Genomic DNA, 22,911 nt, shown 5'->3' on the forward strand with positions numbered 1-22,911 from the left:
CGGCATCGCGCTCACGCGCTTGCCGCGCCGGGCGGTCGGTTGGTCGGCGCCGGAAGGGAGTTCGATGAGGCGGCAACTGGTACGCACGCTGACCGCGGCGATCCTGGCGATCAGCGTGCTGCTGCCGAGCACGGCGCGGCCGGCCCTGGCCTACGACGTGGGCGCGGTGATCGCCGTGATCCAGAAGGTCTACTCGCTGTACAAGCAGTACAAGTCGTTCACCTCCTCGGGCAGCGGCCTGACCCTGGAGGAGGCGACCACACAGATCCTCACCGCCATCAACACCTCGCAGGCGGCCATCATCAGCCAGATCGACCTGGTGGCCACGGCACAGGTGAGGGCCTGTGCCACCAGCGCGGTCATCGACTTCGCCGACATCGGGTCGTTCAGCCCGGACACCCTCCAGGCGTACGCGCGGGACGCCACCGGCTGCGTGACGCTGGCCAACGGGCTGCTGTCGGCGGTCACCGATCCCGGCGCCATCGACCAGTTGGCGTTCGCGCTCAACGAGGTGGGACCGCTGGCGCTGGTGGCACGCAGCCGGGCCGCGCTGAGCACCACCGCGCTCAACGGGGTGCTGATCGACTCCAACAACACCGCGAAGACGCTGCTCACCCCGGCCTGTCTGACCCAGTTGCAGGGCGTCGGCTCGTCGGGACCGCTGCCGGGCAACACGTACACGGCCTGGGTCCAGTGCACGGCGTACAACGGCGACACCGGCACCCGGTCCACACGGGTCGTCTGGCCGCCGACCAGCAATCCCTTCGACATCAACGGGGCCACCGCCGACGCCGCGCGCCGGACCGCCTGGCCCGTGACCATCTCGGCACTGGCGACGCTCCAGTCCTGAGCGGCGCCGGCCCGGTACGCGCCGCGGGGCCTCCGGGAGCCCGCGGCGCGTACCGGTCGGGGCGGGTGTGCGTCAGGCGGACGGCGACGGACTCGGGCTGCCCGGCGGCGGCCCGCCGGGTCCGCCGCCGTCCTGACCGTCGTGGGTTGCCGTGGGATCCACGCTCAGGGTGAGCGTGGCCCGTACGCCGCGGGCGACGTGGCGCCGGTCGTAGCGCACGTCCAGCAGGCCGCCGGTGGCGCCGCTGCCGTCGTAGATGTTGTCCTCGTCGAGCAGGGTGCGCCGGGTCTGGTTCGTCGAGTACGGCGCGATCCCCGCGAACTCGGTGATCAGGCTCTCCGGGAAGTAGAACTGGCCGGTGTGGCAGGTGTGTCCGCCCTGGTAGCCCGAACTCGTGACGGTGCCCCCGGCGTGCACCTTGGTGTGGATGTGCACCGCCCGACCGGCGTACCAGCCGGGGACGATGCTGGTGAACGTGACCCGGCCGGCGTGGTCGGCGAGCTGGATCCCGCGCAGGTAGGTCAGGTCGTCGGTGGGGGTGGCGTGGCCGCCGGGGTTTCCGCCGCCACCCGGCGGCGCTGACGGGTCACCGCTCGGCGGCACTGACGGGTCACCGCTCGGCGGCGCGGGCGGCGTGCCGTCCGGCGGCGGCATGCCCCCGCCGCCGGAGCCGTTCGAGGTGTATCCGGAGTAGACGCCGAGGGCGTCGCAGTGCCAGATCTCGACTCCGGCACCGGGCAGCGGGCGGCAGGAGTCGCTGTCGATGACCCGCAGGTTCAACGTGAGTGGCACGCCCTCGCGGTCCTCGACGACGTCGCGGCGCATCAGCAGGTAGTCCAGGTAGTACGGACCCTCGATCGACTCGCTGCTCAGCACGCAGGCACAGGCCGCCTCGGCGGCCGGGACCGGCTGACCGGTGGCCGCCGCGGCGCTGGCCACCGCGACCCGCCCGCCGACCACGGCCAGGCCGGCGGCGGCGACCCCCGCACCGCCCAGCGAGAGCAGTCGCCGACGGCTGAGCAGAGCCCGGGAGACGTCGCCGTTGTCCGGCTCGTCGGATGCATCGATAAAAGCCATGGCGGCACGACACCATCGACGGCTGTGCGCGAGCTGTCCGGCGCTTATCGACAAGCTGAGGCTCTGCGGCACCCGGGACCGATCGGACCTGTAGGAATTCTACGGAGAGTCTGCACATCTTGAATGGATCTTTCATCGGCTGCTAAGGTGACGACTCATAGTCAAGGGGGTCGATATGCGAACGCTGTCCGGGATGGTCGCGGTCACCACCGCGCTGGGCATCGTGCTGGCCGCATCGCCGGCCGCGAACGCCGTCGTGGTGCCACGGCACGCCATCAACGTCTGCCAGACCGCCAGCTTCTACGACAACTACGACTCCGCCTCGGGTCCGCACGGCCTCAAGCGGGTCCTCACGTACGGCAACAAGGTCGGCCACACCCCGGGCTCCCACCCGGTCTACAACGGCTGGGCGGCCACCTTCGACTTCGGCCCCAACGACTGGGGGTACATGCGCATCGAGTGCATCGGAGGCTACGACTCATGGTGACAGCACCGTCCCGGGCCGCCCGCGCGCTGCGCCTCGCCACCGCCGCCGCCACGGCCGCCGCGCTGCTGGCGGTGTCGTCGCCGGCCCAGGCCGCCAACGGCACCATCGGGGTACGCGAGACCGTCTGCGCCGAGTCGCTCTTCGTCCGCACCGAGCCGGTCGGCGCCTGGATGGGCACCCTGTACACCGGCCAGACCTTCCTGGTGAAGGGCCCGAAGAGCGGCGGCTACGTATACGGCTTCGCCTACGGCCACATCAACCGCAACGGCTGGGTCCAGGACGGCTGGTTCTGCTGACCTCGCCGGGTCCCGCCGCGGGGTGCGGCGGGACCCGGCTCGGGTTGTCAGTTGAACGTGGCGTTCAACGCGTTGGCCAGGGCGGTTTGCCCCGGCTCGTTGGGGTGCGGGCAACCGCCGAGCGCCGTCTTCTGGATCTGCCCGAAGCCCAGTGTCGGCGGCGGGCTGAACCGGACCCGCTGGTGGGCCGGGAGGGCGGCGAGGATGGCCGCGTTGATCTGCTGCGTCCACTGTTGCACGGTCGTCTTCCAGCCCGGATCGTCGATCAGATCCCGCTCCTGTGAGGGGATCTGTCCCGGCAGGTAGCCCCGCATCTTTTCGTCCAGCGCCAACCGGTACGTCTCGGCGAAGAGCCCGACGTCGAACCGGGCCGGGGTGATGTCGTAGTAGCCCATCCACACCACCTTGTCCGCACCGGCGTCGAGCATCTGGTTCACGATGGCCCGGACGTCGTTCTGGATCTGGTTGAAGTGGGCCGGGCCGTCCCAGACCGGCACCTCGAACCGCTTGTGCAGGTACCGGATGCCGGTGACGTCGCCGTCCAGCCGGATCTGGCAGGCGCCACCGTTGATGACGGCAGACTTGGCGGCATAGTTGCCGGCCCGGTCGTACCACCCCATCGTGGCCTGCAGCGGCAGCCTGTTCTTGGCGAAGTACGCCTGGATCAGCTCCTTGTAGTGGTCCAGGGTGCCGCACATGACAAGCGACTTGAGCACGTCGGTCCAGTTGGTGTTGTTCACCCCGCCCGTGGTGACGAAGTAGGCGGCCTTGTGCTCGGTCTTGGCCTGTTCGATGGCCCGGGCGGCGAGGTCGGCCGGCGGCCAGGACCGGGCCCACAGGTTATAGCAGGAGTCCTTGTCGTTCCGGCCGGCCCCGCGGATCTGGGTGGTGCCCATGCCGGTACGGGCGAAGTTGTAGTACTCCACGACGTTCCGGTTGAGGTTGGCCACGTACTTGCCGGCGTAGCTGAACATCATGTCGTTGCCGGGCAGGTCGCGGAAGTCCGCGGACGTGTTGCCCCGGCACGCGCCCATCGGGAACGCGTAGCGCATCTGCAGGTGCGCCGAGGTGATGGAGTCACCGGTCGCCACCAGCACGGCCGGGTTGCCCGGTGTGCGGCCCGGCGGGCAGTACCGGTCCTTGCGCGCGTTCGCGAGCATCTCCCGGTCCTCCTCGTCCCCACCGGGTGCGGTCGAGCACGGCTGCGGGGAGCCGGTCGGGTTGGTGGGCGGATCCGGCGGGATGGTCGGCGGGCCGCTCGGGCCGCTCGGCGGCCCGGAAGAGGACTGGCTCGGGCTGGCCGACGCCGACCCGCTCGGGCTGGCCGAGCCGGACCCGCTCGGACTCGCCGACGCCGAACCGCTCGGCGACGCCGAACCGCTCGGCGACGCCGAACCGCTGGGCGACGCCGACCCACTCGGGCTGGCCGACGCCGACCCGCTCGGACTGGGGGAGCCGGATCCGCTCGGGCTGGGTGAGGCGGACCCGCTCGGACTCGGCGAGGCCGACCCGCTCGGCGAGGCCGACCCGCTGGGGCTGGCCGAGCCGGATCCGCTCGGACTGGCCGAGGTCGAACCGCTCGGGCTGCCGGAGGAACCGGGGCACGGCGTGGGGCTGGCCGTCGGGGTCGGGCTCGCCGTGCCGCTGGGGCTGGGGCTGGTGGAGTGGCTCGGGGAGGCGCTCGGGCTCCCGGTGTAGGTGTTGGTGGGGTTCGGGATGGTCGTACCGACCGCCTCGGCCCGTGCCGCCCGCCCCACGTTGACGCCGGCTCCGGCTCCGCGGATCTGGGCGGCGGCCGGCGCCGTGTGGTCCGTCGGCTGCTGGACCGGCGTGCCGCTGTCGGTGGGCGACGCGCTCTCGCAGTCCCGCGCGTCCTGCCAGTCCTGTTCCAACGCGGTCTGCACATCGGCGGGCAGCGGCGCGCCCTCCGGTATGCACGGGCCGAACGTCCACCGGGTGAGCACACCCCCGTACTCGATGTCGCGGGTGCAGGTGTCGGGGTCGGCGTCGGCCTGCGCCGCCACCGGCCGGACGGTCATCGGGGCGCCCGGGGTGATCCAGGCGCCGACTCCAATCAGGAGGGCGAGCGTCGCGAACGACGCCAGTACTGCGGCTACGGCTCTGGATGCCCGCCCGCTGCCGCGGAACGCGGAACTCATGAGCTGGCGTCTCCTCTCGGGACTGTGGCCAGGAAGGCGTGCGGACCTGTCGACTCCGACGCCTCGCTCCGAAGCTAGGGACGAGTGATAATTGATCGATAAATCCGCCGTAAGGCGATGGGACTGTGTCGTGCGGATACAAGCGCTGGGGCCGGTGCGGATCTGGGACGGGACGCAGTGGGTTCCGGTGACCGCGCCGCACCACCGGATCGTGCTGGCCGTCCTGCTGGCCGAGGCCGGCCGGCCGGTCCCCCGGGACCGGCTGGTGCACGAGATCTGGGGCGAGCGGCCCATCCGGACCGCGGCCGTGGCCGTCAACGGGTACGTCATGCGGCTGCGCCGGCTGCTGCGCGCCGGTGAAGCCGGGGACGTGGTCGCCCGGGCGGCCGGCTACGAGCTGGTGACCCCGGACGACGTGGTCGACATCCAGGTCTTCGAGCGGATGGTGCGTACCGGCAAGCGGCATGTGGCCGGCGGCCGGATGGCCGACGCGGCGCGGCAGTTGGCCGCCGGCCTGGCGCTGTGGCGCGGCTCGGCGCTGGCGGACGTGCCCGCCACCCTCACCGTGTCCACGGAGGCGGCCCGGTTGGAGCAGCTACGCCTGGCCGCCTGGGAGGAGCGGTTCGCCGCGCAACTGGAACTGGGCCAGCACGCGGAGATCGTCGAGGAACTGGCCACCCTGGTCCGGGCACACCCGCTGCGGGAGCGGCTCTGCCGGTACCTGATGATCGCGCTCTACCGGTGCGGCCGGCGGGCGGAGGCGCTCGAGGCGTACCGGCATGTCCGGTCGGTGCTGGTCGCCGAGACGGGCATCGAGCCCGGCCCGGAGCTGCGGGACCTGGAGTACGCCGTGCTCACCGACGACCGGACGCTCGCCGCACCCGCGGTCCGGCCGGTGACCCCGGCGCAGTTGCCGGCCGCGGTGGCCGACTTCGCCGGTCGGCACGGGATGCTCGCGTCCCTGGACACGCTCGCCGGGCAGCGGCCCGCGCCACCCGTGGTGATCGCCGGCCTGGCCGGGGTCGGCAAGACGGCGCTGGCCGTGCGGTGGGGCCATTCGGTCCGCGACCGGTTCCCCGACGGTCAGCTCTACCTGGACCTGCGCGGCAGTTCGGCCCGCCCGCCGGTCACCCCGACGGCCGCCCTCGCCCACTTCCTGCAGGCGATGGGGGTTCCGGCGGAGGACGTTCCGGCGGAGTTGGACGAGGCGGTCGGCATGTACCGCAGCGTCACGGCCGTCCGGCGGATTCTCGTGGTGCTGGACAACGCGGCCCAGCCCGACCAGGTCCGTCCGCTGCTGCCGGGCGGACCCGGCTGCATGGTCGTGGTGACCAGCCGCGACCAGTTGCGCGGGCTGACCGCCCGGGAGGGTGCCGTCGGCCTCCAGTTGGGGGTGCTCACGCCGGACGAGTCCGCCGACCTGCTCCGGGCGCTGCTGCCGGGGGCCGCGGCCGGGGACGCCGCGGAGCTGGCCCGGCTCTGCGGTCACCTGCCGCTGGCCATCCGGATCGCGGCCGCCAACCTTCGCGCCGAGTCGACCCCGATCGCCCGGTACAACCAGCGGCTCGCGGCCGGGGACCGGCTGGACGCGCTGGGCGTGCCCGGTGACGCCACCACCGCCACCCTGACCGCCTTCGACCTCTCCTATCAGGCGCACTCTCCGGCGGCCCGCCGGCTGTTCCGGCTGCTGGGCGCCGCGCCCGGCGACACGGTCACCCCACCCGGTGCCGCGGCCCTGGCCGGGGTGCCGGTGGCCGAGGCCGAACCGCTGCTGGACGCGCTCGCCCGGGCGCACCTGCTCGAACGGGCCGAGCCCGGCCGGTACCGATGGCACGATCTGGTCCGCATCTACGCCCGACGCCGCTGCCTGGCCGAGGACACCGACCGGCAGGTGGCGCTCGACCGGCTCTACCGGTACTACCTGGCCACCATGGACCACGCGGCCGACCTGCTCTACCCACATGTGGTGCGGCTTCCACTGCCGGCGGCCGTGCCGGTGCGGCACCGGGTCGGGCTCGCCGGTGCCGCCGAGGCGCTGCGCTGGGTGGAGGCCGAGCGCGGGAACATGATCGCGGCGATCACCGCGGCGGAGCCGGCGCACCGGGAGGCGGCCTGGCGGCTGACCGATCAGCTGCGCTGGCACCTGGACTTTACCGGCCAGTCGGCCGAATGGTTGCCGGTGACCGAGGCCGCGGTGGCGCACGCCCGGGCGGACGAGGACCCGCTCGGCCAGGCCGCCGCCCACCTGAGCCGGGCCACCGTGCTGCTGGCCACCAGCCGGTACGCCGAGGCGCTGGACGACTTCGAGCGGGCGCTCGGGTTCGCCCGGGACGGTGGCTGGTCCGAGGGCCAGAGCTGTGCGTTGAGCAACCTCGCCCACGTCGCGTTCGAAACCGGCCGGCTGGACCTGGCCGCCCGGTACAGCCTGGCGGCGCTGGAGATCGACACCGCGATCGGTCGGCTCGCCGGCCAGTTGGCCCGGCTGGCCAACCTCGGCAACATCCGCCTCCAGCAGGGCCGGTTGACCGAGGCTATCGCGTACTGCAACCGGGTCGTGGAGCTTGAGCGCACCATCGGCGAGTGGCACGGGCAGGGCACCGCGCACGGCTGCCTGGGCGAGGCGTACCTGCTGCTGGGCCGCCACGAGGAGGCGCTGGGCTACCTGTCGGTGGCCCTGGACCACCACCGGCGGGGCCGGGCGCGCAGCTGCGAGGCGGACACCCTGCGGCTGCTGGCGGCGGTGCACGCGGCCACCGGCGGCCTCGGCGAGGCTCAGGACCTGGCCGCCGAGGCCCTGCGGATCGCGCGGGAGGTCGGCGACCGCTGGGTGGAGGCGCACGCCCTGCTCGCCCAGGCCGAGCTGGACCTGCGGGCCGGTGCGGCCGATCCGGCGGTGGCGCACCTGCGCCAGGTGCTCGCCCTGGCCCGCGGGGACGGCGCCCGGCACGCCGAGGCGCAGGCGCTCATCGGTCTGGCGCGGGCGCACCGGCTGCGCGAGCCGCCCGACGCCGCCGAGACCCGGCGGTACGCGACGCAGGCCCTGGGCATCTGCCGGGAGTTCGGCTACGGCCTGCTCGCCGAGAACGCCGCGGCCGTACTCGGTTAGGGCATCTTTCGAGGCCACCGTGGGTGGGTTGGCGACCGCACTTGACAACGTACAACCGATCGGTTGTATATTGGGCTGGTGACGGAGGAGCGCGAGGATCGGGCGGACGCCATGTTCCACGCGCTCGCCGACCGCACCCGGCGCGACATCCTGCGCCGCGTGCTGGCCGGAGAGCACTCCGTCTCCACGCTCGCGGCGAAGTACGACATGAGCTTCGCCGCGGTGCAGAAGCACGTCGCCGTGCTGGAACGGGCCGGCCTGCTCACCAAGCGACGCAACGGTCGCGAGCAGTTGGCCACCGGCGACGTGGAGGCGGTGCGTTCGGTCGCCTCGATGCTCACCGAACTCGAACAGGTCTGGCGCGGCCGCATCGCCCGCATCGATGCGCTTCTCGCGTCCGATCCCGACCAGGAGGACTGAACCCATGCCCGTTGTCGACTTCCAGCACAACATCGACGACCTGACCCTGACCATCACGGCGGAGTTCGCCGCCACGCCGGCACGGGTCTGGCAGGTCTACGCCGACCCGCGCCAACTGGAGAAGGTGTGGGGACCGCCGACCTACCCGGCGACAGTGGTCGACCACGACCTGCGGCCGGGCGGGCGGGTGAACTACTACATGACCGGGCCGGAGGGCGACAAGTTCGCCGGCTACTGGTTGGTCAACGAGGTGGACGAGCCGAACAGCTTCTCCTTCACCGACGGCTTCGCCGACCTGGACTTCAACCCGAACCCCGACCTGCCGGTCTCCACGAACACGTTCACCTTCACCGAGCAGGACGGCGGCACCCGGGCCACCTACGTGAGCTGGTACCAGTCCGCCGAGGCGCTGCAAAAGGTCCTCGACATGGGCATCCAGGAGGGCACCACCACGGCGATCAACCAGATCGACGCGATCGTCGCATCGTGAACCGCGGGGTGACCGGCGCCGGTCGCGCCGGTCACTCCGCCGGATCGGCTACACAGCGCACTGTTCATGTGGCGCACGCGTGCGCGTCAACTTGAACTCATGATCATGTCTTCACCGGTTTCGACGATGTGGCTCCGTCAGGAAGGGGAGTCCTATGTCGATCCGTCGGGCGGTGGCCGCGTTCGCGACCACCGCCATCGTCGCCGCCGGCATCACCGCAGCGGCGCCGCAGGCGCAGAGCGCCACAAGCGTGCCGCGCTTCGACCACATCGTGCTGGTCATGTTCGAGAACCACGCGTACTCGCAGATCAGCGGTTCCAGCAGCGCCCCGTACTTCAACACGCTGGCCGCGCAGGGCGCGAAGTTCACCAAGGCGTACGCGATCACCCACCCGAGCCAGCCGAACTACATCGCGCTGTTCTCCGGATCCGCGCAGGGGGTGACCGACGACAGCTGCCCGAAGACGTTTACCGGGACCAACCTGCAGTCCCAACTGGTTGGCGCGGGTCTGACCTTCAAGGGCTACTCGGAGTCCATGCCGTCCAACGGCTACACGGGCTGCTCCAGCGGCACCTACCAGCGCAAGCACAACAGCTGGGTGGACTTCAGCAGCGTGCCCGCGGCGTCGAACCTGACGTACGCGAGCTTTCCGTCGTCGTCGAACTACGCGAGCCTGCCCACGGTCGCGTTCGTTACGCCGAACATGTGCAACGACATGCACGACTGTTCGGTCGGCACCGGTGACACCTGGCTGAAGAACAACCTGGACGCGTACGCCCAGTGGGCCAAGACGCACAACAGCCTGCTCATCGTCACCTTCGACGAGGACAACCGACTGGCGCTGAACCAGATCTACACGGCCTTCGTCGGCGCCCACGTCACGCCCGGCTCGTACAGCGAGAAGATCAACCACTACAACGTGCTGCGCACGATCGAGGCCAGCTACGGCCTGCCCGGCATCAACGGCGCGGCCAGCCTGTCCCCCATCACGGACGTCTGGTCCTGATCACCCGGTGGGCGCCCGGTCCGGGCGCCCCCATCCTTCACCCCCGCCCGCACCTCCGCCCGCCCAGCGTGTGAGGCCCACGTGTATCTGTCCGAGGTGGACAAGCCGGCGTCCGGCGACCGGACCGCCCCATCACCGACCACCCGCGTCGCCGCCACGGTGCTCGCCCTCGGCACGGTCAGCCTGATCACCGACGTGTCGGCCGAGATGGTCACCGCCGTGCTGCCGCTGTACCTGATGCTGGGCCTGCACCTCGGCCCGCTCGGCTACGGCGTGATCGACGGCCTGTACACCGGCGCCACCGCACTGCTGCGGCTGGTCGGCGGCTACCTCGCCGACCGGGTCAGGCGGCGGAAGGCGGTGGCCCTGACCGGGTACGGCGCCTCCGCCGTGGCCAAGTTGGGCCTGCTCGCGGCCGGCTCCTCGGTGCCGGTGCTGAGCGCCGTCATCGTCGCCGACCGGGCCGGCAAGGGCCTGCGCACCGCCCCCCGGGACGCGCTGATCACCCTGTCCACCCCACCGGACCGGCTGGGTCGGGCGTTCGGGGTGCACCGGGCGATGGACAGCGTGGGCGCGTTCGCCGGCCCGCTGGTGGCGCTGGCGGTGCTGGCCGCCTCGGCCCAGTCCTTCGACGCCGTCTTCGTGACGAGCTTCTGCATCGCCGCGCTCGGCGTCTTCGTGCTGGCCGCGTTCGTGCCGGAACACCGCGGGCCGGAGCACCACCGGCCGGCCCCGGGCGGGGCCGTACCGGCAGCCGCGACGACGGCCACCGGCGCAGGCACGGGCGCGGCCATCGGCCCAGCCACGGGCGCAGGCACGGGCGCGGTGATCGGCCCAGGCACGGCCACGGCCACGCGGCGGTCGGTGTCGCCGCGCGCCGCGCTCGCCCTGCTCCGCCGGCGTGACTTCCGGCTCGTCGTCCTCGCCGCGACCGTGCTGGGCCTGGCCACCATCGGCGACGGCTTCGTGTACCTCATCCTCCAGCGCCGGTACGACCTGGCCGCCGGCTGGTTCCCGCTCCTCGCCGTCGGCACGAGCCTCAGCTACCTGCTGCTCGCCATCCCCGTGGGGCACCTCGCCGACCGGGTCGGCCGGGGCCGCGTCTACCTCGGCGGCTACGGCGCGCTCGTGGCCGTCTACCTGATCCTCGCCGCCGGGCTCGGCGGCATGGCGACGCTGGTGATCACCATCGCGCTGTACGGCGCCTTCTACGCGATGACCGACGGCGTGCTGATGGCGGTGGCCGGTCCGCTGCTGCCCGAGGCGCTGCGGACCACCGGCATCGCGCTGGTGCAGAGCGGCCAGTCCCTGGCCTATCTGGTCTCCTCGATCCTCTTCGGCGCCGCGTGGCAGCTCTGCGGCCCCGGGCCGGCCCTGCTGGCCGGGGCCGGGATGGCCGCCGCGGCCCTCGCGGTCGTCGCCCGCGTGCTGCCCGGGACGCCGCGGGCCACCGCGGGCGGGAAGGGTGCGGCGACCGGTGCGTAGAAAGCTGCTGACCTCGATCGTCGCCACCGTGCTCTGCGCCGGCGCCGGCCTCTACATCAACTTCGCGGCGCACCGCAACGACGCCGCGGCGGGGGCGACGGGTGCGGTGGACATCTCGCCGGGTCCGCGGCTGCTGGTGCGCAGCACCGCCGACGGCGCCATCGGGCACCTCGCCGTGGTGAGCGCCGCCGATCCGCGCGGCCCCCGCAGCACCTCGGCGGTGAGCTGCAACCGGGTGTACGCCGCCGGCGGCACCGCGATCTGCCTGCGGCCGGACGGCCCGCTGGCGACGTACCAGGTCGCGGTCCTCGGCCCGCACCTGGAGGAGCGCGACAGCTACCCGATGGTCGGGGTGCCGAACCGCGCGCGGGTCTCCGCCGACGGCCGGCTGGTCACCTGGACCGCCTTCGTCACCGGCGACTCGTACAACGGCGGCCGGTTCTCCACCCGGGTCGGCGTCCTCGACGTCAGCACCGGCGACCTGGTGGTGGACACCCTGGAGTCGTTCCGGCTGCTCCGGGACGGCAAGCCCTACCGGGCCGCCGACATCAACTACTGGGGCGTCACCGTCGCCACCGACGACCGGACGTTCTACGCCACGATGTCGACCGCCGGACACCGGTACCTGGTCCGGGGTGATTTCGCCTCCCGAACCGTACGTACGGTCGCGGAGAACGTGGAATGCCCCTCGCTGTCCCCCGACGGCACCCGGATCGCGTTCAAACAGGCGATCGGGGGCGACCCGGGCCGGGGGTGGCGGCCGGCCGTACTGGATCTTGCGACCCTGCGCGCGACGGTGCTGGCCGAGACCCGCTCGGTGGACGACCAGATCGCCTGGCTGGACCCGCGGACCGTGATGTACGCGCTGCACCGCGACGCCGACCACGCCGACGTGTGGTCGGTGCCGGCCGACGGCGGCGGCGCCCCGGCCGTGCTGGTGCCGGACGCCGAGTCGCCGGCCTACCTGGGCTGACGGCCGGCCGAGGCCGGCAGACGACCGGACAGCGGGCAGACCGGCACGAAGCACCCGGCCGACCGGCACGATTCCCCCGTTTGCGGACCCGGCCGGCACGGGACGCGGGAGAGTCGAACCGGGGCCGCCGCGCGTCGGGCTGAGGAGGGGTCGTGGGAAGGCTGAACGTCCGCTTCGTCTTCCTGCTCGGGATCACCGCGGCCATCCCGTTGCTGGCGACGGCGCTGTTCAACGCCCTCCGCTTCCCCGGGGCAGAGGGCCTGGCCCAGCAGAGCACCGCCGTCTGGCCGTACGACTCGTACCACGACATGCGCTGGCTGCTGGTCTACCACGACTCCTGGCTGGTGTTCGGGCTCGGTTTCGCCGGCGCGGTCGTGGTCCGCGGGGTCCTCTCCGCGGTGCTCGTCCGGCTGGCCTGGCCCCGGGAACTGCACTGCGTCAGCCTCCGCCGGCTGGTGGTGCGCAACCTCGCGATCGCCCTGCTCGCCGCGGTGCTCGTCGCCCCGTTCGCGGCGCTCGCCGTGGCCGCCTCGGTGGTCTCGCTGTCCTGGTTCCTGTTCGCCTCGCTGCTGCCGATGATCCTGCTGGCCCCGATCCTGCAGCGCGGCGCGGTGGGCCGCGGCTGGTGGCGCGGCCTACCGTCGGCCGAGCTGGTCGGCTGGTCGATCCTCGACTTCGTGACCATCACCGCCGCCGGCGCGATCGTCTGGCGGTCACCCGGGATCTGGGCCCTGGTCGCGGCCGGAGGCTGTGGAGCGGTCAACGGAGTCCTGTGGGAGCGCACCGTGCGGGCCGCCGTGCTGCCCAGCCACATCCGTTGGCGGCGGGTCCCGGTGGCGCCGCTGGTCATCCTGGCCGCGCTGCTCATACCGCTGACCGTGCCGGTCGTCACCGCGCTGCGCCCCGGGTCGACGAACACCTTCCGGCCGCCTGTGCTCACCGGGCCGTTGCCGCCGTCGGTGAGCTATGCGGTGATCGTCCTGGCCGGCCACAACTCGGCGTACGACGGGCGGCCGGCCGTGGATCCGGCGGTCGAGGTGTTCTCGTACGCCGGACTGGACGCCCAGGGCCGGCCGCGGCCGTACTCGTCCAGGGACACCCGGCGCTCGCTGGAGTCCAGCTCGGACCTGCTCGCGGCCCAGGTCAACGACCTGCACCGACGGACCGACCGGCCGGTCGCCCTGCTCGGGGAGAGCGAGGGCGCGATGGTGGCGCGCACGTATCTGATGCGGGAACCGGAGTCACCGGTGCGGGCGCTGCTGATGTTCAGCCCGCTGGTGCGCGCGGGGCGCGCCTACTACCCGCCGCCGCAGGCCGGCAAGGGCTGGGGGCTGGCGGCCGGCTGGCAGTTGCGGGGCATCTTCGGCCTGATCAACCTGATCAGCGGCCGGCACGACAGCCCGGACGAGCCGTTCGTGCGGTCGCTGCTCGATAACGCGCCGTTCTATCGCTATCAGACCCTCTGCCCCGTTCCCGGCGTCCGGGTGATCATCTTCCTGCCCACGGTGAGTGCCGCGGAGAGCCCGCCCGCGCCCTACGCGTTCGCGCCGGTGTACGAGGTGCCCGCGCTGCACGGCGGGCTGCTCAGCCAGGCGGTCGTCCACGACCAGCTGATCGAGTTTCTGGCCGGCGAGGAGGTCGGCGCGTCCCGCCCGGAGTACGGGATCCTTCAGGTGCTCGGCGCCGCCTGGCAGGCGCCCACCCTGCCGATCACGGTGAACCCGGCATGGAACACGCCGAAGGGCCGCCCGTTCGACGTGGGCCGGATCTGTCAGGGCAGCGGCTGATTCTCCCGGCGCCCTACCGGCGGCCTGCTGTGCGCCTTCCTGGTCAGCAGCCAGAGGGCCACCAGGTCCAGGGCCACCACCATCACCGCCACCAGCGGCTCGAAGGGGAAGAGCAGGACGTTCAGGCCGATGCTGGCCACCGCTCCCACGGTCGCCAGCACCAGGATCCACCGCCGCTGCGTCGCGGTGACCAGCCCGCACAGGGCCACCAGGAGGCCGACACTGAGGCGCAGCCAGGTCCAGCCGGTGAGGTCGAGGTGGTGGGTGCCCTGCGCATCGACGTCGAAGTACGGGTCGCTCCGGAGCATCGCAAGACCGGCCAGGATGTCCAGCAGGCCGGCCGAGCCCAGGAAGATCCCGGCGGTCATCGCCCGGCGGCGCCCGACGTCGGGCTGACCGTCGCCCACTCCGGTGCCGCCGGGACCGTCGCAGCTCAGCCCGCTCACCTCACCACGACGGCCACCGCTGGTCGCCGGCGTTCCCCGTGCTGGTCACCACCCCAGGCTAGGCGGATCGCGGCGCGCCGGCCCCCGGAACGGGTGAGCGGAGCCGGAGATCGGGCCGGTCCGACCCGTACCGATCAGAATGTGAATTTGCCCTGACGGTGACCGACGGTTGTTCCGGAAATGCTCGGGAAATGGCCGGGAACCCCAATCCCACGGGACCCCGTTGTCATTTTGCCGCCATTTCTCTCAGGCGTCCTTCAGCGGGTACGGAACGAAGGTGCTGCGGTTCTCGTCCAGATCGAGGCGGCGGCTGATCGGCGGGGCGGCCCGCTGCGGGCACGTCATCCGCTCGCAGGTCTTGCAGCCCGGGCCGATGGGCGTGGCGGCCTCGGCCGCGTGCAGGTCCATCCCGGCGGAGTAGACCAGCCGGTCGGCGTGCCGGATCTCGCAGCCCAGCCCGATCGCGTAGCCCTTCCCCGGCTGGTTGTAGCCGCCGTGGTGCCTGGTGATGGTGCGGGCGATCCACAGGTAGCGCTGCCCGTCGGGCATCGCGGCGACCTGGGTGACCACCCGGCCGGGTGAGCTGAACGCCTCGTACACGTTCCACAGTGGGCAGGTGCCGCCGGTGTGCGAGAACGGGAAGCCGGTGGCCGACTGCCGCTTGGACATGTTGCCGGCCCGGTCGACCCGGACGAACGAGAACGGCACGCCCCGCGCCCGGGGGCGTTGCAGCGTGCTGAGCCGGTGGCACACCGTCTCCCAGCCCATCGCGAAATGCTGGGTGAGCAGCTCGATGTCGTACCGGTACTGCTCGGCCACCGTCAGGAACCGCTCGTACGGCAGGATCAGCGCGGCCGCGAAATAGTTGGCCAGGCCGACCCGGGTGAGAATCTGGGTCTGCACGTCGTCGAACCCTTCCGCCTCGACGATCTCGTCGATCACGTCGGCGAATTCCAGCAGGGCGATCTGCGCCGCCATCCGCATCGCCTCCTGCCCGCCGCGCAGCGAGGCCGACAGGTGCAGCGTGCGGGTCTGCGGCCGGTAGCGGTGCAGCTCGTTGCCGAGCAACCCGGCGTCGTCGCGGCGCACGTCGACACCGTGCCGCTGGGCGAGGCGCTCCTGCAGCACCGTCCGGACCTCGCCGCGGCGCAGCCCGATGCCGGTGGCCAGCCGCTCGGCCGCCTCGTCCAGGTCCGGCACGTAGTTCTGCCGGCGGTAGAAGAACTCGGTCACCTGGTCGTGCGGGCTGCGCCCGATCGCCTCCCGGTCGCCGAGCAGCTCGGCGAGCTGCTCGTCCGCCTGGCGGTAGCGCCGGTGCAGGTCGAGGACCGCCTCGGCGACCTCGGGCAGCCGGGTGGCCAGTTCGGTGAGGTCGGCGACGCCCGGCCGGCCGGGAAGCGCCTCCCGCAGCCCGGCGACCAGGCGCGGGGTGTCCCGCGGGGCGAAGGCGGTCGGGTCGACGCCGAACACCTCGGTGATGCGCATGAGCACCGGCACGGTCAGCGGCCGGGTGTCGTGTTCGATCTGGTTCAGATAGCTCGGGGATATGTTCAGCAGGCGGGCCAGATCCGCCTGGCTGAGCGAGCGGTCCTCGCGCATCCGGCGGAGCCGGGCACCGGCAAAGGTCTTGCTGATCGTCCTCGCCCCCTCCCGGCCCGTCGCCATCCGGTCGCCAATTCGCAGGCTGAAAATATACCCCTTCGCAACTTCGCAAAAAGGCGCGGGAAATTCCCAGAAATTCGCTCGTTCCGTCCCTCGACGGGCGATCCGCCGTCGTGTGACCGTTGGCGACACGCCGGGCCCGGCATCGAGTTCAGGTCGCCACGCGGGAACCTCCAGACGCGGGCACCATCGATTTCCGAGGGGAACGAGACCATGCAGAACGCCGTCGAGCAGTTGCGCACCGAGTGGGAGACCGATCCGCGCTGGCAGGGTGTGCGGCGCAGCTACCGCGCGGCGGACGTGGTACGGCTGCGGGGAGCCATCCAGGAGGAACACACCCTGGCCCGGCACGGCGCGGACCGGCTGTGGCGGCTGCTGCACAGCGAGGACTACATCCACGCGCTCGGCGCGCTCACCGGAAACCAGGCCGTGCAGATGGTCCGGGCCGGTCTCAAGGCGATCTACCTCTCCGGCTGGCAGGTGGCCGCCGACGCCAACCTGGCCGGGCAGACGTACCCGGACCAGAGCCTCTACCCGGCGAACTCGGTGCCCGCGGTGGTCCGGCGGATCAACAACGCCCTGCTGCGGGCCGCCCAGATCGGCACCGCCGAGGGCGACACCTCCGGCATCGACTGGCTGGCGCCGATCGTCGCCGACGCGGAGGCCGGCTTCGGCGGCCCGCTCAACGCGTACGAGCTGATGAGCGGGATGATCGCGGCCGGCGCCGCCGGGGTGCACTGGGAGGACCAGCTCGCCTCGGAGAAGAAGTGCGGCCACCTCGGCGGCAAGGTGTTGATCCCCACCGGGCAGCACATCCGTACGCTGGAGGCCGCCCGACTGGCCGCGGACGTGGCCGGCGTGCCCACGGTGCTGGTGGCCCGCACCGACGCCCAGGCGGCGACGCTGCTGACCAGCGACGTCGACGAGCGGGACCGGCCGTTCGTCACCGGCGAACGGACCGCCGAGGGCTTCTACCGGGTGCGCAACGGGGTCGACCCGTGCATCGCCCGCGGCCTGGCCTACGCCCCGCACGCGGACCTGCTCTGGATGGAGACCAGCACCCCGGACCTGGAGATCGCCCGCCGGTACGCCGAGGCGATCAAGAAGGAGTTCCCGGATCAGCTCCTGGCCTACAACTGCTCCCCGTCGTTCAACTGGCGCAAGCACCTGGACGACGCCACCATCGCGAAGTTCCAGCGGGAACTCGCGCACATGGGGTACCGGTTCCAGTTCATCACCCTTGCCGGGTTCCACGCCCTCAACTACTCCATGTTCGACCTGGCCCGCGGGTACGCGACAAGCGGCATGCCGGCGTACGTTTCGTTGCAGGAGCGGGAGTTCGCGGCCGAGGCCGACGGCTACACCGCGGTCAAGCACCAGCGCGAGGTGGGCACCGGCTACTTCGACCTGATCAGCACCGTGCTCAACCCCGCCGCCGAAACCACCGCGCTGCGCGGCTCCACCGAAGAGGAGCAGTTCGCATGAGGTACGAGGTGATCGGCCCGATGGCCGAGCGATTCGACGAGGTCCTCACCGCCGAGGCGCTGGAGTTCCTGGTCACGCTGGACAGCGAGTTCGCCGCCCGCCGGGTGGCGCTGCTGGACACCCGCCGGGCCAGGCGCGACCGGTACGCCACCGGGCAACTCCCCGACTTCCTCCCGGAGACCGCCGGGATCCGCGCCGACCCGGACTGGCGGGTGGCGCCGCCCGCGCCCGGACTGGTCGACCGGCGGGTCGAGATCACCGGACCCACCGACCGGAAGATGGCGATCAACGCGCTCAACTCCGGTGCGAAGGTGTGGCTCGCCGACTTCGAGGACGCCACCTCGCCGACCTGGCACAACGTCATCTCCGGCCAGCTCAACCTGATCGACGCGTTGGAGCGGCGGATCGACTTCACCGACCCGCGCGGCAAGCGGTACGCCCTCGGCACGGAGCTGGCCACGATCGTGGTCCGGCCGCGCGGCTGGCACCTCGTGGAGAAGGGCATCGCGGTGGACGGGCGGCCGATCTCGGCCACCCTCGTCGACTTCGGGCTCTACCTGTTCCACTGCGCCCGGCGGCAACTCGACGCCGGCGCCGGGCCGTACTTCTACCTGCCGAAGCTGGAGAGCCACCGCGAGGCGCGGCTGTGGAACGAGATCTTCGTCTTCGCCCAGCACTACCTGCGGCTGCCGCAGGGCACCATCCGGGCGACCACGCTGATCGAGACCATCACCGCCGCCTTCGAGATGGAGGAGATCCTGTACGAGCTGCGCGAGCACTCGGCGGGGCTGAACGCGGGACGGTGGGACTACATCTTCAGCGTGATCAAGAACTTCGGGCAGTGGCAGGACTTCGTCCTGCCCGACCGCTCGGCGGTCACCATGACGGTGCCGTTCATGCGGGCGTACACCGAACTGCTGGTGCGGACCTGCCACCGGCGCGGCGCGCACGCGATCGGCGGGATGGCCGCGTTCATCCCCAGCCGGGATCCCGAGGTCAACGAGGTGGCGCTGCACCGGGTGCGGGCGGACAAGCGGCGGGAGGCCGGCGACGGGTTCGACGGCTCCTGGGTCGCCCACCCCGGTCTGGTGGAAACCTGCCGCCAGGAGTTCGACGCGGTGCTGGGCGACCGGCCGAACCAGCTCGACCGGCTCCGCGACGACGTCGAGGTGAGCGCGGCCGACCTGCTGGCGGTGGACAAGACCCCGGGTCAGGTCACCGCCGAAGGGCTGCGCTCCAACGTGGCGGTGGCGCTGCGCTACATCGACGCCTGGATCGGTGGCGCCGGCGCGGTGGCGCTGTGGAACCTGATGGAGGACGCGGCGACCGCCGAGATCGCCCGCTGCCAGGTCTGGCAGTGGCTGCACCACGGCACGCCGCTGGCCGGTGGCGGCTGCGTGACCGAGGATCTGGTCCGGTCCATCCTCGCCGAGGAGTTGGCCGCCCTGCTCGCCGGACGCGACGGCGCCGATCGGGACCGCGCCGACCAGGCCGCCCGGATCGTCGAGAACACCGCGCTGGGCGAGGACCTGCCGGCGTTCTTCACCACCGGAGCGTACGCCCGGCACCTGGCGCCCGGCCCGCGGGCGCAGACCCCGGTTTCCTAGGAAGTGCCCAGAACGGGACTGCCGGTGGCAAGTGCCGGCCAGAGCTGACCGCGCATTCCGCCGGTCCAATGCGATGTCCCGACGGAAGGGCGGTGCCGCGGTGGTCGCGGCACCGCCCGTTCCTCAGTTGCCGACCGGCGCCGGCGAGACCGGTGCCTCCGCGGTCGGGCTGCCGCGGCGAGCGCCCCGGACCGCGCCGATCACGATGTCGGTGAGCAGGAAGGCGGCCAGCGGGATCCCGAACAGGGGCAGCGCCCAGCCGACGAAGAGGACCAGCGGCACGCCGGCCACGATGCCCCAGGTGGGCAGTTGCTGCCAGGCACCGCGGCCGACCGGCGGGGCACCGACCAGGGCACGCCGGTCGACGCGGGTGGGCCGGCGCTGCCACCACATCCGATAGCCCCACACGATGACGCAGATCAGACCGAGCGCCAGCGCGGCGAGCAGGAGCTGGTTGACCAGGCCGAACAGGTCGCCCATGTGGGCGTAGATGCCCCACTGGGTGAGCTTGGCCATCAACGGCCAGTCGGCGAAGTCGATCCGGTCGACGATCTCGCCCGTGGCCGCGTCCACCGCGATGCTGTCCCGGCGCAGCGGCCACAGGCCGTCCTCCTGGGTGACCGTCCACGCGGTCGCGGTGTCGCCCGGGACGGTGACCGTGACCGGCCCGTCGATGCCGTTGGTGTCGGCCACCCGCAGCACCGTGTCGATGGCGGCCGGATCGACCGACGCGTCGGCGGGCGCGGCGGCGCCGCCGTGATGGCCGCCGCCGGCGGGCGCCGGCGCGGCGGCGCCCAGCTCGGTGGAGACCGCCGGCCGGCTGCCCTGCAACGCGTCCACGGCCGCACCGAACCGGGCACCGGCGTAGTCCGACCAGGTCAGCCCGGTGGCCGACAGGAAGAGCAGGCCGACCAGCAGCCACAGGCCGGTGGGGGCGTGCCAGCCGCGGGTCCGGCGTACGCCCTTGCGGGCGGCCAGGTCGGGCCGCAGCATCCGCTTGCCGCGCTGCCGGCGCCACCACAGCACGGTCCCGCTCAGCGCGATGATCCACAGCCAGCTGGCGGCGAACTCCGAGTAGTAGTAGCCGGCGGCGCCCAGGTGCAGGTGCGTGTGCAGGTCGTCGAACCAGGTACGCAACGGGGTGCTGGCCCACCAGGTCGTGAGCTGCCCGGTGACCTCGGCCGTGTACGGATTCACGTACACCGTGTGCTTGTGCTCGAAGTCCAGCTCCGGGGAGGTGAAGTCGACCTGCGTGGTCGCGTCGCCGATGCCCGGCCGGACCGCGGTGATCGCGCCGGCCGGATGGGTCGCCTGGGCGGCGGCCACCTGCTCCGACATCGGCCGGACCGCGTCGCCCGGCGTGACGGTCAGTTCGTGTGCGTAGTACGCCCGTTCCAGTTGCGGGGTGAAGACGTACGCGAGCCCGCTCAGCGCCGCCATCAGGAGGAACGGTGCGACGAAGATGCCCGCGTAGAAGTGCAGGCGCAGCAGCAGCGGGCCGAAGCTGCGCACGGATGTCGGTCGCGACCGGCGGACCGGTGGGGCGGAGGCGGGCGGGGCGATCGTGGACATGGGCACCTCGGGCGGGCTCGGGTCGGTGGCGTCGCAGCATTGGTCGCCGACACCGGCGGAAAGGTTCCATGCGATGTCAGGGAACTTTTTCATTCGTACGCGTCAATCTGACGCGGCCCGCGGGTCGCGCCCGACCACAAGCCCGCTCCCGGCGGCGGATCCCGGTCCGACCGGCGCCCGGAACCGGTCCGACGGGCGCCGGAAATCAGGCGAGAAGAATCTCGTCCGGTCGACGGTAGGTGACCGCAAGGTCATAGTCGGTGAGGACCGAGTCCAGCAACGCGCCGAGATCACCGTCGTGATCGGCGGCGACCATCCGCAGCACCTGCTCGGCGAGCGTCCGCCCGTCAACGAGGACCAGCGGATACTGGTCGTCGATCACCTCGATCTGCGCCTGCCTTGAGAAGATCCCCGTGGTGACGAAGACGCCGAGCCAGCCCCGGCGCAGCCGGGCCACGACGCGAGCGACCTGGTCCGGACTGATCGAGGACGACGGCCGGATGCACTTTGCCTGCCCCAGCACGACCAGCGGCGTGTTGTTGGCGGGTGTGCCGACATCGAGCCGGCCGACGAAATCCACACCACCGTCCCCGCCGGGCCGGGTGAGCCAGCCGGCGTGGTACCGGCCTCCAGAGCCGCCCAGGATCTGCGCACTGACCCGGGCGGCGAGCATCTCGAAGGCGTGTTTGCGCCCGTCGAAGTAACGATAGAGCCGATCCAGCAGGTCTTCCGCCACCGAACCGGCGGGCGGCAATTGGTCCTCGGCAGATCTGACCCGAGAGGACACCACCCGGCGACGTACCCGGGGAATCGCCGAGCGACCGTCCCGGACCCACCGCGACCAAGCGTCCGGCGCGTGCCGGTCGGCCTGCACGCAGTCGAGTGAAGGGTCACGACGGTCATCGATCCAGCGCAGGTCGAGGGCGTCGCCGGTGTCTGCCAGATCGATGACCGCCAGGTCCAGCACCAGATTGGGGAAGCTGCGGCCGGTCTCCGGGTCGCGCTGCACCACATGTTCGAGCCGCTCGATGACCGCCACGCCGCAGAACTCGATGTGCCCCTTCACCAGGTTGCGACCGTTCCGGCGCACCGTCACGGACCGGTACAGCAGCAACGGAGGCGCCTGGCGCCGACGCCGCGGATCGGTCGCCGCATGCAGCGCCCAGGCGTCGAGCAGGGCACGGTTGCCCACAGTGGCACCCGGCAGGCCAACCGTGGTCGGCTTGTGATCGCCGTAGTAGCGCACGTGGCCGTGGTCAAGATCGAACTCGTCATGCCAGGGGTTGCTTGCATGCCCGGCCTTCCATGGACTCGATCGGAGGCTGATGACCGGACGCCGCTGCCCATCCGGTCCTCCGACCATCGCGGCCGGGTTGATGCCAGCCTCCAGCATCAGCTTCGGCGCGACGCTGGAGGCTGGCGGGGTCGTGACGAAGTGGTAGTTCACGAAGCCGTCCAAAACCACGTCGACCCGGCTGGCGCCCTGTGCGTAGCGCAGGATGTCGAGCATCGGAACGTGCCGCGGGTGGTCCGTCACCCGTGCATTGTGCCGGGCCACCACGCTCCGCGGCTGCCCCGGCACGGCGGCGTCCCTCGGCTCCGGTGTGGATGGCCTCCTGGGACGTAGTGCCTCGTTCGCTCCTGGAACTGGTCGAGGACCGCGGCGACAACACGTCCGAGACCTTCGGTTGTTCGCCGCCGGTCGTCTGCGGTGACCCCACCCGACCCCTCGACATTGCCTTCCGGCCCTTCCGGTTGCGACAAGACCAAAGTCGCACCGACCTCCTGCCCGGACAACGTCGCGTTCGACACGACCGGAAAACCTGTGGATCGCGACCGACGGCAACGCGCTCGGCAGCAACTGGCCTGTTCGCCACCACGATCGAAAGGCCGGAGAAGGGCCGCTTGAAGCAGTTCCTGGTGCGGTGGCGGACCGCGGGCGCCCGGCGATCTCCGATTCCGGCCGCACCGATCGGCGGAAAGAATGGCGTCCGCCGTCCCTG

The 22,911-nt window shown here is 71.9% G+C and carries 19 protein-coding genes and 1 pseudogene; 14 read left to right on the top strand and 6 right to left on the bottom strand.

What is annotated here, in order from left to right; all coding sequences use genetic code 11:
* Nucleotides 1-64: 64 nt before the first annotated feature.
* Nucleotides 65-850 carry a hypothetical protein gene (locus tag CIK06_RS27865; protein WP_095567279.1) on the top strand — a complete coding sequence of 262 codons (786 nt, stop codon included), beginning with the start codon at nt 65-67 and terminating at the stop codon, nt 848-850.
* A 72-nt stretch (nt 851-922) separates the two neighbouring features.
* Here the strand turns inward: CIK06_RS27865 and CIK06_RS27870 are convergent, their stop codons facing one another.
* The gene (locus CIK06_RS27870; RefSeq protein WP_095567280.1) at nt 923-1,927 is read right to left on the bottom strand and encodes an intradiol ring-cleavage dioxygenase; all 1,005 of its coding nucleotides are present in this window, start codon (nt 1,925-1,927) and stop codon (nt 923-925) included.
* Nucleotides 1,928-2,102: 175 nt separating this feature from the next.
* On the opposite strand from CIK06_RS27870, the gene CIK06_RS27875 reads away from it, so the two are divergent.
* Both CIK06_RS27875 and CIK06_RS27880 read left to right on the top strand, forming a co-directional pair.
* Nucleotides 2,103-2,414 carry a hypothetical protein gene (locus CIK06_RS27875; RefSeq protein ID WP_198348035.1) on the top strand — a complete coding sequence of 104 codons (312 nt, stop codon included), beginning with the start codon at nt 2,103-2,105 and terminating at the stop codon, nt 2,412-2,414.
* Nucleotides 2,408-2,710, top strand: coding sequence for a hypothetical protein (locus CIK06_RS27880; protein ID WP_232533900.1), 303 nt, complete (start codon nt 2,408-2,410; stop codon nt 2,708-2,710). Before CIK06_RS27875 ends, CIK06_RS27880 begins: the two co-directional genes overlap by 7 nt.
* A gap of 47 nt (nt 2,711-2,757) precedes the next feature.
* Here the strand turns inward: CIK06_RS27880 and CIK06_RS27885 are convergent, their stop codons facing one another.
* Nucleotides 2,758-3,870 carry a hypothetical protein gene (locus CIK06_RS27885; RefSeq protein ID WP_095567281.1) on the bottom strand — a complete coding sequence of 371 codons (1,113 nt, stop codon included), beginning with the start codon at nt 3,868-3,870 and terminating at the stop codon, nt 2,758-2,760.
* On the opposite strand from CIK06_RS27885, the gene CIK06_RS27890 reads away from it, so the two are divergent.
* From CIK06_RS27890 to CIK06_RS27930, 8 genes are all read left to right on the top strand, one after another.
* The gene (locus tag CIK06_RS27890) at nt 3,851-4,408 is read left to right on the top strand and encodes a hypothetical protein (RefSeq protein ID WP_157756981.1); all 558 of its coding nucleotides are present in this window, start codon (nt 3,851-3,853) and stop codon (nt 4,406-4,408) included. The two genes, CIK06_RS27885 and CIK06_RS27890, sit on opposite strands and share 20 nt — an antisense overlap.
* Nucleotides 4,409-4,999: 591 nt before the next feature.
* Nucleotides 5,000-7,975 (top strand): BTAD domain-containing putative transcriptional regulator, encoded by a 2,976-nt coding sequence (locus CIK06_RS27900; protein WP_198348036.1) that lies wholly within the window; start codon nt 5,000-5,002, stop codon nt 7,973-7,975.
* Between the two features lie 78 nt (nt 7,976-8,053).
* Nucleotides 8,054-8,395 (top strand): helix-turn-helix transcriptional regulator, encoded by a 342-nt coding sequence (locus tag CIK06_RS27905; RefSeq protein ID WP_095567285.1) that lies wholly within the window; start codon nt 8,054-8,056, stop codon nt 8,393-8,395.
* Between the two features lie 4 nt (nt 8,396-8,399).
* Nucleotides 8,400-8,885: an SRPBCC domain-containing protein gene (locus CIK06_RS27910; protein WP_095567286.1), complete on the top strand. Its 486-nt coding sequence runs from the start codon at nt 8,400-8,402 to the stop codon at nt 8,883-8,885.
* A 154-nt stretch (nt 8,886-9,039) separates the two neighbouring features.
* Nucleotides 9,040-9,891, top strand: a complete 852-nt coding sequence (locus tag CIK06_RS27915) for an alkaline phosphatase family protein (protein ID WP_095567287.1) — start codon at nt 9,040-9,042, stop codon at nt 9,889-9,891.
* 81 nt (nt 9,892-9,972) lie between these two features.
* Nucleotides 9,973-11,376, top strand: coding sequence for an MFS transporter (locus CIK06_RS27920; protein ID WP_095567288.1), 1,404 nt, complete (start codon nt 9,973-9,975; stop codon nt 11,374-11,376).
* Nucleotides 11,369-12,349 (top strand): PD40 domain-containing protein, encoded by a 981-nt coding sequence (locus CIK06_RS27925; protein ID WP_095568199.1) that lies wholly within the window; start codon nt 11,369-11,371, stop codon nt 12,347-12,349. Before CIK06_RS27920 ends, CIK06_RS27925 begins: the two co-directional genes overlap by 8 nt.
* Nucleotides 12,350-12,501: 152 nt before the next feature.
* Entirely contained in the window at nt 12,502-14,136 is a 1,635-nt protein-coding gene (locus tag CIK06_RS27930) for a hypothetical protein (RefSeq protein WP_095567289.1), read from the top strand.
* Here the strand turns inward: CIK06_RS27930 and CIK06_RS27935 are convergent.
* Both CIK06_RS27935 and CIK06_RS27940 read right to left on the bottom strand, forming a co-directional pair.
* Nucleotides 14,121-14,582 carry a hypothetical protein gene (locus tag CIK06_RS27935; RefSeq protein ID WP_095567290.1) on the bottom strand — a complete coding sequence of 154 codons (462 nt, stop codon included), beginning with the start codon at nt 14,580-14,582 and terminating at the stop codon, nt 14,121-14,123. The two genes, CIK06_RS27930 and CIK06_RS27935, sit on opposite strands and share 16 nt — an antisense overlap.
* A gap of 246 nt (nt 14,583-14,828) precedes the next feature.
* Nucleotides 14,829-16,247, bottom strand: a complete 1,419-nt coding sequence (locus CIK06_RS27940) for a short-chain fatty acyl-CoA regulator family protein (protein ID WP_198348037.1) — start codon at nt 16,245-16,247, stop codon at nt 14,829-14,831.
* Nucleotides 16,248-16,457: 210 nt separating this feature from the next.
* On the opposite strand from CIK06_RS27940, the gene aceA reads away from it, so the two are divergent.
* Together aceA and aceB are read left to right on the top strand one after the other, a co-directional pair.
* Nucleotides 16,458-17,729, top strand: coding sequence for an isocitrate lyase (aceA, locus tag CIK06_RS27945; RefSeq protein WP_095567291.1), 1,272 nt, complete (start codon nt 16,458-16,460; stop codon nt 17,727-17,729).
* Complete coding sequence (aceB, locus tag CIK06_RS27950; protein WP_095567292.1) at nt 17,726-19,336, top strand: malate synthase A; 1,611 nt, start codon at nt 17,726-17,728, stop codon at nt 19,334-19,336. The genes aceA and aceB overlap by 4 nt, the downstream gene beginning before the upstream one ends.
* A gap of 123 nt (nt 19,337-19,459) precedes the next feature.
* On the opposite strand, the gene CIK06_RS27955 is transcribed toward aceB, so the two are convergent.
* Nucleotides 19,460-20,908, bottom strand: coding sequence for a PepSY domain-containing protein (locus CIK06_RS27955; protein ID WP_095567293.1), 1,449 nt, complete (start codon nt 20,906-20,908; stop codon nt 19,460-19,462).
* Between the two features lie 205 nt (nt 20,909-21,113).
* The gene (locus tag CIK06_RS27960) at nt 21,114-22,445 is read right to left on the bottom strand and encodes a restriction endonuclease (RefSeq protein ID WP_232533901.1); all 1,332 of its coding nucleotides are present in this window, start codon (nt 22,443-22,445) and stop codon (nt 21,114-21,116) included.
* A gap of 101 nt (nt 22,446-22,546) precedes the next feature.
* Here CIK06_RS27960 and CIK06_RS31775 point away from each other — a divergent pair.
* Nucleotides 22,547-22,828: pseudogene (locus tag CIK06_RS31775) on the top strand (alkaline phosphatase PhoX); the annotation flags it as partial.
* Between the last annotated feature and the right edge of the window lie 83 nt (nt 22,829-22,911).

The organism is Plantactinospora sp. KBS50, assembly GCF_002285795.1.
Classification (GTDB): domain Bacteria; phylum Actinomycetota; class Actinomycetes; order Mycobacteriales; family Micromonosporaceae; genus KBS50.